At 42.0% G+C, this 12,372-nt stretch carries 9 protein-coding genes, 1 tRNA gene and 1 pseudogene; 5 read left to right on the top strand and 6 right to left on the bottom strand.

Going from position 1 to position 12,372, the window contains the following annotated elements; translation table 11 throughout:
• Window positions 1-132 precede the first annotated feature (132 nt).
• The 4 genes from QMA12_RS21385 to QMA12_RS21400 form a co-directional block, all read right to left on the bottom strand.
• A complete protein-coding gene (locus QMA12_RS21385) occupies window positions 133-660 on the bottom strand; it encodes a hypothetical protein (protein WP_290211422.1) in 528 nt (175 codons plus the stop codon).
• 292 nt (window positions 661-952) lie between these two features.
• Window positions 953-2,200 (bottom strand): DEAD/DEAH box helicase, encoded by a 1,248-nt coding sequence (locus QMA12_RS21390; RefSeq protein ID WP_290211423.1) that lies wholly within the window; start codon window positions 2,198-2,200, stop codon window positions 953-955.
• 103 nt (window positions 2,201-2,303) lie between these two features.
• Entirely contained in the window at window positions 2,304-3,008 is a 705-nt protein-coding gene (locus tag QMA12_RS21395; protein ID WP_290211424.1) for a DUF3581 domain-containing protein, read from the bottom strand.
• 520 nt (window positions 3,009-3,528) lie between these two features.
• Window positions 3,529-3,613: transfer RNA gene (locus tag QMA12_RS21400), tRNA-Leu, on the bottom strand.
• Window positions 3,614-3,865: 252 nt separating this feature from the next.
• Between QMA12_RS21400 and QMA12_RS21405 the strand changes: the two genes are divergently transcribed.
• On the top strand, window positions 3,866-4,360 hold the full coding sequence (locus tag QMA12_RS21405) for an RDD family protein (RefSeq protein ID WP_290211425.1): 495 nt from the start codon (window positions 3,866-3,868) through the stop codon (window positions 4,358-4,360).
• A gap of 40 nt (window positions 4,361-4,400) precedes the next feature.
• On the opposite strand, the gene lptG is transcribed toward QMA12_RS21405, so the two are convergent.
• Window positions 4,401-5,468 (bottom strand): LPS export ABC transporter permease LptG, encoded by a 1,068-nt coding sequence (gene lptG, locus QMA12_RS21410; RefSeq protein WP_290211426.1) that lies wholly within the window; start codon window positions 5,466-5,468, stop codon window positions 4,401-4,403.
• The gene (gene lptF / locus QMA12_RS21415) at window positions 5,465-6,577 is read right to left on the bottom strand and encodes an LPS export ABC transporter permease LptF (RefSeq protein WP_290211427.1); all 1,113 of its coding nucleotides are present in this window, start codon (window positions 6,575-6,577) and stop codon (window positions 5,465-5,467) included. The genes lptG and lptF overlap by 4 nt, the downstream gene beginning before the upstream one ends.
• Window positions 6,578-6,861: 284 nt before the next feature.
• Between lptF and pepA the strand changes: the two genes are divergently transcribed.
• From pepA to QMA12_RS21435, 4 genes and pseudogenes are all read left to right on the top strand, one after another.
• Complete coding sequence (gene pepA, locus QMA12_RS21420; protein WP_290211428.1) at window positions 6,862-8,373, top strand: leucyl aminopeptidase; 1,512 nt, start codon at window positions 6,862-6,864, stop codon at window positions 8,371-8,373.
• A 175-nt stretch (window positions 8,374-8,548) separates the two neighbouring features.
• The gene (locus tag QMA12_RS21425) at window positions 8,549-8,995 is read left to right on the top strand and encodes a DNA polymerase III subunit chi (RefSeq protein WP_290211429.1); all 447 of its coding nucleotides are present in this window, start codon (window positions 8,549-8,551) and stop codon (window positions 8,993-8,995) included.
• A gap of 58 nt (window positions 8,996-9,053) precedes the next feature.
• The gene (locus QMA12_RS21430) at window positions 9,054-11,909 is read left to right on the top strand and encodes a valine--tRNA ligase (protein ID WP_290211430.1); all 2,856 of its coding nucleotides are present in this window, start codon (window positions 9,054-9,056) and stop codon (window positions 11,907-11,909) included.
• A 132-nt stretch (window positions 11,910-12,041) separates the two neighbouring features.
• A pseudogene (locus tag QMA12_RS21435) lies at window positions 12,042-12,372 on the top strand (transposase); the annotation flags it as partial.

The raw sequence follows: 12,372 nt of genomic DNA on the forward strand, positions 1-12,372 counted from the left end.
CACAAGGTTTAGTGTCATTGAGAGATATTTGGAGCAATATTCATTACGGGAGATGAACCGCCCATTGCGGACCCGCATGATGGGTGGTGTGGGGGCTGGAGGTTAGAGACCTCCGGCTACCCGATTACATGTTTACTCGACATTATCTTCAATCCATGAGGAAAGGTCAGGATGACTAGCTTGTGCCGAACTTGTTAATTTTGACGGATTTTCGCAAAGTGAGCCTGTATAAGCTTTTGCTTTCTGAAACAGTAACTCCCAATCGAGATCATCTTTATCCTCATCATCTGGATCGATCCAGTTGCCATCGTAGAATACTTTTCCGGAAGTGATTTGCCTTACAAAGTCATGGGCATTATTTGATACAAGAGCTCTTTCCCCCTCGGAACCTAGGAAAACCACTGGTGGCTCACCTTTTAATTCAGGGTAAAGCCAGAGGCAAAATAGGGAGCCGCAGCCGTCTTGACCAAATTGGATAAAGTGATGTTCTGTTCCTCTCCATTTCTTACCACCAAGCCACATATCTAAAACGTCTGATGTTTCGGAAAATGTCAGCCTATTAGTTTCGTAATCGATTGGCCAGCTTATGACTTCTTCGAGCGACATTTTATCTAGGAAGGCGAGATCTTCTTGTGTTTTTTCACTTAACTCAAACTTCACGCGATATTCCTTTTTGACATGTAACAGCTTATTGAACACCATTCTGGTGGTTTATAACACACCAAAACGGCGTATATTACATACCCTGATAATTTCACCAATAATTACCTTTGTAAACAAGTAATTAAAACAGCTAGAAATTAAGCAAGTTATTTTGCCCCAAAACGGCGTTTAATAATGTTATCGGGCAAAATTAGGTCCTACTCAAAAAAAAGCAGGAATAAATTTAACTTTTTCAATGACTGGTTTCGCTCTTATCTACCTGTCAGCTGATAGCTAAAACTAAAAGCTTTTATTTACGTCGTCTATTGGGTGCTCTTTGCCCTGTAATACGTTTTTTATCTCGATCTTTTCGCGACTTATTAGAGTTTTTGCGATTATCTTTGGGCTTTTTATTTGGATCGGGCTCGTATCCTGCCAGCCATTGTGGGGTTAACCGAGTATCAAGTAAGACTTCAATTTCTTCCAGTAACCATTGCTCATCCAAGCTCACGAGCGACATAGCAAGACCTTGTTCGCCGGCTCGACCTGTACGACCTATTCGGTGTACATAATCTTCTGCTATGTACGGCAACTCAAAGTTAATAACATATTTAAGCGATACAATATCTAAACCACGGGCTGCAACATCTGTGGCTACCAGTACGCGGGTCGTTCCCTCTTTAAAGTTTTGCAACGCCCTATCACGTGCCCCTTGTGATTTATCGCCATGGATAGATTCTGTTTTCAGGCCGTCTTTGCACATTTCTTTAGCAAGTTTGTCGGCCATTTGCTTAGTACGGGTAAAAATCAGTACTTGGCGCCAATTTTTCATGCCAATCATATGAGAGACGAGTTCACGTTTACGGTCTTCATCAACCGCATAAATCACTTGTTCCACTTCAACTGCAGCAGAGTTACGTTTATCAACTTCGACCAATTTAGGGTCTTTAAGCAGTTTTTTGCTAAGCTCAAATACGCTGTCATCAAAGGTGGCTGAAAATAGTAAGGTTTGGCGTTCACTTGGAATGTGGCGCAAAATACGTTTTATTTCGTCAATAAAGCCCATATCTAGCATGCGGTCTGCTTCATCAAATACCAGTGAATCAACACTTGAAAGTTTAATACTGCCTTTGATGATGTGATCAAGTAAACGCCCTGGCGTTGCTACGACAACTTGTGCGTCTTTCATGGCTTTGACTTGCGGACCAATACTGGCACCACCATAAGCTAATGCACCTTTAATATCAGACCCTTGAGCGTATTTTTCAAAACTAGCAAATACTTGCTGAGCAAGTTCTCTGGTCGGCGTTAAAATTAATACGCGGGCCGTGCCTTGCTCATCTTTTTTGTTAGTGGTTAACAGTTTATGCAGTAATGGAAGCACAAATGCCGCAGTTTTACCTGTGCCCGTTTGTGCACTGCCCATTACATCGTGATTAGCTAAAATTAATGGAATAGTTTGAAGCTGAATAGCCGTTGGCGTTTGATATTCATTTAGCTCAAGCGCTTTAAGTAGTAACGGGTCGAGGTGGAGATCATTAAAGGTTGCAGCAGACATAGCATAGACTTGAAATAACTAATAGTGGCGCTATTGTACGCATAAAACATGCAACAAAAAAGGCGCTTTCGCGCCTTCATTCAAAACCTAAACCCTTTATTTATTAGGCTACAGGCTTAAGCGTCTCTTTGCGTTGATTATAAAACGCTATTAAATCATCGACCGTGTCTTGGCAATACTCACGAATGCCTGACACTAGCATGTGCTTTTCACCCGAACCGACTTTTTTACCATTTTCAAGTAAATTAAAACGCAGAGTTATTTTTCCTCGCTTACCCGTATACTCAAAATCAGGTTCAGCAAATTCAAGTGTTGGCGCAATAATATCAAGGTTGTCTAAATTAATAAGCATAGACTCATAAATAACCATAGGCCGAGCAGGATTTATCATTACCTCTTGTTTGCCCATTAAAGGAATAATTACATGTGGGAATGTAGTGCCTGAGAACTCAACGTAATTTTGAATTAGGCTGTCAGTCAATGTTTGGCAAGTACTGTTTTCACCTTCGCGCTTAACGCGAAGCATCACTTTCTCACCACTGGTTATAGCAAATTCTTCTCCGCCTTCTGGAAAATTTAGCTTGGTATTTTCATCGACCATGCCAGCAAAGGTAAATTCCATTTTTTTACTGATGCCATATCGGCTTAGGACTAATGCAAACAGCAAATCCCCTGGTACGCAAAACTTCTTTGCATCTTTATCATGAAGAGGGTTGTAATCATCGGCTACGCACTTTGCAAAGCGACAACCTTGTTCACGGGAAATAGAAATATGATCAGCATGCTGCTGATAAAAAGGACTTAACATAGTTTGTTCACTGCTTTAACTGCTTATAACCTGACTATTCTACCAGATTAAATAATAATAGAGGTCGAATCTGTTAACTTTTTGTTTATGAATAAATTGATGAGAGAGTATGTAACGCCCACATAACACACCAAAGAAATAAACTATACATTTTACTACACAGCCAAAACGATGCTTTTTATTCTCGCGCGTAACCAAACTCACTCCATACGAAATTAGAGTGGCTGCACTTATCTACAGGCATAAAAAACCCTTGCTAAAAAGCAAGGGCTATCAAAAGTGGTACCAGCGAGCGGACTTTAACTCGTAGCTGTGCCACTCCAAGTGGCGATCGAGTCCGCATTTCACTTTTCTACAAGCATAAAAAAGCCCCGACCAATTTGGTCAGGGCTATCAAAAGTGGTACCAGCGGGCGGACTTTAATTCGTAGCTGTGCCACTCCAAGTGGCGCTCGAGTCCGCATTTCACTTTTCTACAAGCATAAAAAAGCCCCGACCAATTTGGTCAGGGCTATCAAAAGTGGTACCAGCGGGCGGACTCGAACCGCCACTCCTTTCGGAAGGGGATTTTGAATCCCCCATGTCTACCAATTTCATCACGCTGGCATCATTTTTCTTTAACCTTCTAAACAAGAGAAGATAAAGAAAAACCACTTTAGAGCTAAGACTTATAAAGCTGTCTTCGTCTCTATGCCAAGCATTATACAAACAATAAGGTTAGCAGCAAGCTGTTTTTTACAATTCGATGATCAACAGCTTAACAATTGAGCAACCATTAACATTGTGTCGTTTTTCGATCCTAGTATTTGTCACTCTATTTGCTAAACTAGCGCGCATATTAACTTTATGAGTGTGTTTATGTCTGTTGAGTTTCCACGGGCGGGCTTTTGGCGTCGCTTTGCTTCATTGATTTATGACTCTTTAGTCGTTATATCGCTATCTATGCTGACTGCTATTTTGTATTTTGCTGCGATTCAGAGCTTAATTGCACTCGGCTTTATTCCACAAACAGAAGACCCTGCCGCGCTAATACAAGACTCTCCACTACTTTATGGTATGCGTAGTACACTATTTATTGGCGTAAACATTGTGTTTTTTGCTTACTTTTGGACTAAAAGCGGGCAAACAATTGGTATGCGCGCTTGGCGTTTGAAAGTACAAACACGGGATGGAAATTTGATAACTTGGCCGCAAGCAATTATTCGCAGTGTAGCTGCGTTGCTTGGCCTTGGTAATTTAGTGGTATTAGTTGATTTTAAAAATAAGCGCGCTTTACAAGATTATATTTCGAAAACGGATGTTGTTGCACTAACTAAAGAAGAAAATAAGCGTATCTATCGCTCTTTAGATTAACTTGCTAGGAGCAACTTAATTCCTAGCAAGTTTAAAATAACTATATCCGTTTGTTCAGTAAGTAAGTAGCAAAACCGATAAATAAAATACTTGGTACAGTAGCCCCTATAATAGCTGGAATTTGGTACACCATCACCACAGGACCAAATATTTCGTTGGTTAAGTGAAACACAATTCCAGTTACCACTCCCATTACAATACGAGCTCCCATAGTCACCGTACGTAATGGGCCAAATATAAACGACAATGCCACCAGCAACATCACGGCTATAGATATAGGCTGCATAATTTTACGCCATAACGCCAGCTCATAAGTGCTGGTGTCTTGCTCATTTTGCTTGAGGTAACCTAAATATGACCACAGCCCTGTGAATGACAATGCTTCGGGCTTAACTGAAACCACGCCAAGCTTTTCAGCAGTAAGTTGTGATTCATAAAGCTCTTCGTCTTGCGTTTGTGTAGTAATTTGCTCTTCGCTTAATTGCACCTTACTAACATCGCGAAGTAACCAGCCTTCGTTTCGACTCACCGCTTCACGCGCTTTTGTAATTTGTGTTAATTGTAATGACTTATCAAAATGATACATATTAAAGCCATGCAAAACACCATTTTGATCAACGTCCTGAATGTTTATAAAGTTACTGCCATCTTTTGCCCACACACCTTGTTGGGCGTTAAAAACATCTCCACCATAAATTGCTTGGTTACGCATTTCTTTGGCTTTTTGTTGCGCTTCAGGTGCGCCCCACTCGCCAAGTGCCATCATACAAACAGCCATGAATATTGCGGTTTTCATTACCGATATAATAATTTGTAAACGCGACATACCTGCCGCCTGCATTACTACTAGCTCACTGTTTGAAGCAAGCGCCCCGAGACCAGTTAAGCCACCAATTAATGCAGCCATCGGGAAGAAAATAACTAAGTCGCCAGGCATGCTATACAAGGTGTAAAGTAACGCTGTTGTAATATCATAACTACCACGACCAACCGACTTAAGCTGCTCGATAAATTTTATAAGAGTACTAATACCCACTAAAACCATTAAGGCAAAACCAGTCGTTTGTAAAATACTGCGGCCTAAGTACCAATCGAGAGTTTTCATCATGCGCTTACCTCCCGTTTCGTTACAACCGCTTTAAGCCATGCACCAACAGGACGCCCTTTGATAATCAAAAACCCACCTATAAATAGAGCAGTAACGTGAATCCACCACAAACCAATTGACGGTGGGATTTTGCCATCTTCGACGGCAAACTTAGCCGCGTTCAGTAAAATGAAATAGCCTAAATATAAACTGATAGCGGGCACTAATTTCGCAAATTTCCCTTGTCGTGGGTTAACTACACTCAAAGGCACTGCAAGTAATGTAAGCAACGGAATGGATAAGGGTATGGCTAAGCGCCACTGCCACTGAGCTATCGCTTCAGAGGAATTCATCGCCATTAAATCAATAGTTGGTACTGCTTCGAGCTTACGGCGTTGATGTTCAATTTCTTGCTCACGAATTTGTACGCTGTAGCCATCAAATTCTGTTAAATTAAGTGCAGGTGTTGTGCCATCAGTCTCATAACGTTTACCATCACTAAGTACCAATTGCTGTTCGCCATTATCTTGCTCAACAACAACACCACGCTCGGCATAAACCAAACGAGCTAAATTATCTTTTTCAGTATCAGGCAGTTGTGCAACAAACACTTTATTTAACTTTTTACCACCATTTTCTATATTATGAATAAACACTACTGCTTTTTCGTTACCAGTTTGTTGGAACCTTCCGGCCCTTAGTGCAGATAAACCTGCATCGGCTTTAGCTTGCTCTTTGAGTTGATATTCAAGTTCACTAGCCCAAGGGGCAACGTACAATGTTAAAAATCCAGCTAATATCGCAAGACCAATACTAGATATTAAGGTCACTCTAACCACATACCATTCACTGACACCGCAGGCTTTAAGTACGGTCATTTCACTATCAGCGTATATTCTGCTATAGGCAAGAATAATCCCCAAGAAAATACTTAGCGGTAAAATTAAGGAGGCCAATTGTGGAAGTTTAAGCGCGATCATCGATAGCACTAGCTTAGCGGGAATACCACCTTCGGACGCATCACCTAAAATAACCACAAATTTTTGCGACAAAAATATGGTCATCAAGGTTAGAAATACGGCGACCTGAGATTTTAAAACTTCAGTGGTCAAATAACGGAAAATTAGCAATGCTTGCCCCTGTTAAACATCTTGTTTTACTGCAATAGCGGGAAAATAAAAGTAAACTTAGCGTTTTACTCTGTTTATTATATGCCATCAGTATTAAATATCCTACCTAACAACTCGATATATTGTCGCATAAGTGGTATTAATCGATACAAAGGTATAAAGTTCAAAAACACATAATGAGTTAACATTTTTAGACTAAGATTAAAGGTATTAGATAACTTAGCACTAGAAATATATTTAATTACCCATATTAAGGGTTCTATGACTCAAAATTAGGAGTGACAATGGAATTTAGCGTAAAAAGTGGTAGTCCTGAAAAGCAACGTAGCGCATGTATTGTAGTTGGCGTTTATGAGCCACGTCGTTTATCCCCCATTGGTGAGCAACTCGATAAAATCAGTGATGGTTATATCTCTAATTTACTACGTCGTGGCGATCTAGAAGGTAAGCCAGGTCAAGTGCTGTTATTACATCATGTACCAAATGTACTCAGTGAACGTATCTTACTAGTAGGTTGTGGTAAAGAGCGTGAGCTTGACGACAAGCAGTATAAACAAATTATTTCAAAAACCATTAATACCCTAAACGAAACAGGGTCGATGGAAGCGGTTTGCTTTTTAACTGAGCAACACGTTAAAAGCCGTGATACCTATTGGAAAGTACGCCAAGCAGTTGAAACAACACAAGACTGTTTATACACGTTTAACCAATTAAAAAGTAAAAAGAGCGACCCACGTCGCCCATTACGCAAAATTGTGTTTAACGTGCCAACGCGTCGCGAATTAACGATTGGTGAAAGCGCCATTGAACATGGCTTAGCTATAGCCGCGGGCAGCAAGCTATGTAAAGACGTAGCCAATATGCCACCAAACATTTGTAACCCTGCATATTTAGGTGAACAAGCACAAGAACTCGCCACCAACTTTGAAAACGTGAGCGTTGATATTATTGGTGAAGAGAAAATGGCAGAACTTGGTATGAATTCATACTTAGCTGTTGGCCGTGGTAGTGACAACGAATCGGTTATGTCAGTTATTAACTACCAAGGTGGCGCGAAAGATCAAGCCCCTATCGTATTAGTTGGTAAAGGCCTAACCTTTGACTCTGGTGGTATTTCTATCAAGCCTGGCGAAGCCATGGATGAAATGAAATACGACATGGGCGGTGCAGCTGGTGTTATTGGTGCAATGCGTGCACTTGCGCAAATGCAGCTGCCAATAAACGTTATTGGCGTATTAGCGGGCTGTGAAAACATGCCTAGCTCAAATGCCTACCGCCCAGGCGATATTCTAACTACCATGTCAGGGCAAACTGTTGAAGTTCTCAATACTGATGCAGAAGGTCGTCTAGTATTATGTGATGCGCTTACGTATGTTGAACGCTTTGAACCAGAAACCGTGATTGATGTTGCCACTTTAACTGGTGCATGTATCGTCGCATTAGGTGCTCATGCCACTGGTTTGCTATCAAACCACAACCCACTTGCCCACGACTTATTAAAAGCATCAGAGCAAAGTGGCGACCGCGCATGGCAACTGCCACTGTGGGATGATTATCAAGATCAACTAGAAAGCCCATTTGCTGATTTTACTAACTTAGGTGGTCGTGCAGCAGGTACTATCACAGCAGCTTGTTTCTTATCTAAGTTTACTAAAAAGTATAACTGGGCGCATTTAGATGTAGCCGGTACAGCTTGGCGTAGTGGTAAAAACAAAGGTGCAACGGGCCGCCCAGTGCCTATGTTAACTCAGTACTTACTCAATCGCGCAGGTGTAAGCGACGCTGCACAAGACTAAGTATTCATACATAACGTTATTGAAAGGCGCTTTTTAGCGCCTTTTTTGTTACCTATTAATTAATGAGTAACGCAGCGTATTCATTGAAGCAAACCCTGTTTTATGGCAAAATCCTTGCTCTAATTTATGTGCGCTAAAAAGTCACATATGCAATGCAATGGGAAACCCCGATACAATGAGCATCAATGCCCAATTTTTTGTTCTAAAGCAACAAGATGAATCATTAGCGAAAGCAGATGATCACTTTGCCTTAGCTGCACAAATTGCTGCAAAACAGTATCGTCTTGGTCATCGCGTTTTCGTTTATGTTGATAACACAGACACCGCCCATGCCATTGATGAAACGATTTGGTCATTTGACCCAGACAGCTTTGTGCCCCATAACCTCCAAGGTGAAGGCCCAAAAGGCGGTGCACCTGTTGAAATAGGCATGACACCCCCAGTTAGCAATCGTAAAGTTTTAATAAACTTGGCCGCACAGTTGCCGGATTTTATTCGTCGCTTTAACCAAGTTTTTGATTTTGTGCCAGTCGAGGCCGCAGCCAAACAAGCTGCCCGTGAGCGCTTTAAGAAGCTCCGTCAACTCGGTGCCAACATCACCACACAAGATATTTATAGCTAGCCGCCCTAGGCAAACTGGCTAACCAACTCATTTAAGTACTTATTTAAGGTTCTGTGTAATGGATAAAACCTACAATCCGCAAGATATTGAACAGTCGCTATACCAAGACTGGGAAGAGAAAGGCTACTTTAAACCATCTGGCAAAGGCGACGCATATTCAATTATGATCCCGCCGCCAAATGTCACTGGTAGCTTACACATGGGCCACGCCTTCCAAGACACCATTATGGATACCTTAACCCGTTTTAAGCGTATGCAAGGCAATAATACACTATGGCAAGTAGGTACTGACCACGCAGGCATTGCAACTCAAATGCTGGTTGAGCGTAAGCTGTCTGCCGAGGAAGGTAAAACACGCCACGATTTAGGCCGTGACGCTTTTATTAAAAAAATTTGGGATTGGAAAAACCAATCTGGTGGCACAATCACCAAGCAACTTCGTCGTCTTGGTGCATCTGTTGATTGGGATCGTGAACGCTTTACTATGGATGACGGCTTATCTGAAGCCGTTAAAGAAGTCTTTGTTCGCCTGCATAAAGAAGACTTAATCTACCGTGGTAAACGCCTAGTAAACTGGGATCCTAAATTACACACCGCTATCTCAGACCTTGAAGTTGAAAACAAAGACAAACAAGGCCACATGTGGAATTTGCGCTACCCACTTGCTGATGGTGTTAAAACTCAAGATGGTAAAGACTACATTGTCGTTGCAACCACGCGCCCAGAAACTATGCTGGGTGACTCAGGTGTTGCTGTAAATCCAGATGACGAACGCTATCAAGATTTAATCGGTAAAGATATTTTACTGCCAATTGTTAATCGCCGTATCAAAATTGTTGCCGACGAACATGCCGATAAAGACAAAGGCACGGGCTGCGTAAAAATTACTCCTGCCCATGACTTTAACGATAACGAAGTGGGTAAACGTCATCAAATGCCAATGATCAACATCTTCGATAAAGATGCAGCGGTATTAAGCCAAGGTGAAACGTACACCTTTGATGGCAAAGAGCTTGAGTTTGATGCGCCCATTCCTGAGCGCTTACATGGCCTTGACCGTTTTGATGCGCGTAAAGCGATTATCGCTGAGTTTGAAGAACTTGGTTTACTTGAAAAAATTGAAGACCATGCGTTAACCGTACCTTATGGCGACCGCTCAGGTGTGGTTATTGAGCCACTACTTACTGATCAATGGTATGTACGTGTTGCTCCCCTTGCAGAGCCTGCAAAAGACGCGGTTAAAAATGGCGACATTCAATTTGTGCCACAGCAGTATGAAAACATGTACTTCTCGTGGATGAACGACGTACAAGATTGGTGTATTTCTCGCCAGCTTTGGTGGGGCCACCGTATTCCAGCTTGGTACGATAACGAAGGTAATGTCTTTGTTGGTCGTGATGAGGCAGAAGTACGCCGTGAAAATAACATCGCCGATGATGTTGCGCTTAGCCAAGACGAAGACGTACTTGATACTTGGTTCTCATCTGCACTTTGGACCTTCTCAACCCAAGGCTGGCCTGCGAACACTGATGATTTAAAAACATTCCACCCGTCTGACGTGTTGGTAACCGGTTTTGATATTATTTTCTTCTGGGTGGCGCGTATGATCATGATGACCATGCACTTCATTAAAGACGAAAACGGCAAGCCACAAGTGCCATTTAAAACAGTTTACGTTACCGGTCTTATTCGCGATGAAAATGGCGATAAGATGTCTAAGTCAAAAGGTAACGTACTTGACCCAATCGACATGATTGACGGTATCGACCTTGAGAGCTTAGTGACCAAGCGTACTGGCAACATGATGCAGCCGCAGCTTGCTAAAAAAATTGAAAAGAACACTCGTAAAACCTTTGATAACGGCATTGAAGCACACGGCACCGATGCATTGCGCTTTACATTAGCAGCTATGGCGTCTACCGGTCGTGATATCAACTGGGATATGAATCGTCTTGAGGGTTACCGTAACTTCTGTAACAAACTATGGAACGCAAGCCGTTACGTACTCATGAATACCGAAGAGCAAGACTGTGGTTTTGCAAACGATGCTGAAAAAGAATACTCGCTAGCTGATCGCTGGATTTTAGGCCAGTATGAAGCGACTGTTAAAACGTATACTGAGCACTTAGACAACTACCGTTTTGACCTTGCCGCTAATACGCTTTATGAATTCACATGGAACCAGTTCTGCGATTGGTACCTAGAGCTTACTAAGCCGGTATTATTCAAAGGTAATGAAGCACAACAACGTGGTACACGCCATACACTTATTACAGTGCTTGAAAGCCTACTACGTTTAATGCACCCAATGATGCCATACATCACGGAAACTATTTGGCAGCGCGTGGCACCGCTTGCAGGTCTTGAAACAGAGAACACCAGTATAATGGTTCAAGCCTTCCCTGTTTATAATGCTGCAAGTGTTGATGCCAAAGCGATGGAAGATTTAGAATGGGTTAAGCAATTCATCGTCGCTATTCGTAACATTCGTGGCGAAATGGACATCAGCCCAAGCAAGCCACTGTCGGTGTTGCTTGCTAATGCATCAGATGAAGACAAGCGCCGTATTACTGAAAACGAGAGCTTCTTAGCGTCACTTGCTAAAATTGAAGCATTCACATTGCTTGATAATAAAGATGATGCACCAGCTTGTGCAACATCGTACGTTGGCAACCTTGAGATAATGATCCCAATGGCAGGCCTAATTGATGTAGATGCAGAGCTTGCGCGTATAGCTAAACAACTTGAAAAAGCTGAAAAAGGCCTAGCCCAAGTGCAAAATAAATTAGCTAACGAAAAGTTTGTAAATAATGCACCTGAAGCGGTACTTGCCAAAGAGCATGAAAAATTGGCGGAATACTCAGATGCTAAAGCCAAACTGCTTGAGCAAAAAGCAAAGATTGAAAGCCTGTAAAAGTTAAAGTAGGGGGCTCCTCCCCTGCTTATACTAGAATAACGAGAAGTGAGGCCCCTCACTTCTCCACTTTATCTCTAAGCGTTCTAAATATTTGGCATACAAGCATCCTCCGACCACCTTCTTACATTATGGATGACATTTTGTTCAAAGCACCCAAAGCAATCTATCGATGCTCAAGAGCGCTTAAAAAAATTCCTTCGTAATACGATCATCACAATTCCAGGCCACGTATCACTAGATAGAGTCAATGTCTGGTTCCAAGATGAAGCGCGGTTTGGTCAACAAAATACTACATCTAAAATTTGGGCAAAGAAAGGCTCAAGGCCTCGAGTGGTCAAGCAGCAACAATTTCTATCAACTCATATTTTTGGTGCAGTTTGCCCTGCAACAGGCCAGACGGAGGCAATTATAGCGCCTTATTTGAGTAAGGCTATAATGAGGCAACACTTACAACTCATTT

This window comes from Pseudoalteromonas sp. APC 3893 (genome assembly GCF_030408095.1).
Taxonomy (GTDB): Bacteria; Pseudomonadota; Gammaproteobacteria; order Enterobacterales; family Alteromonadaceae; genus Pseudoalteromonas.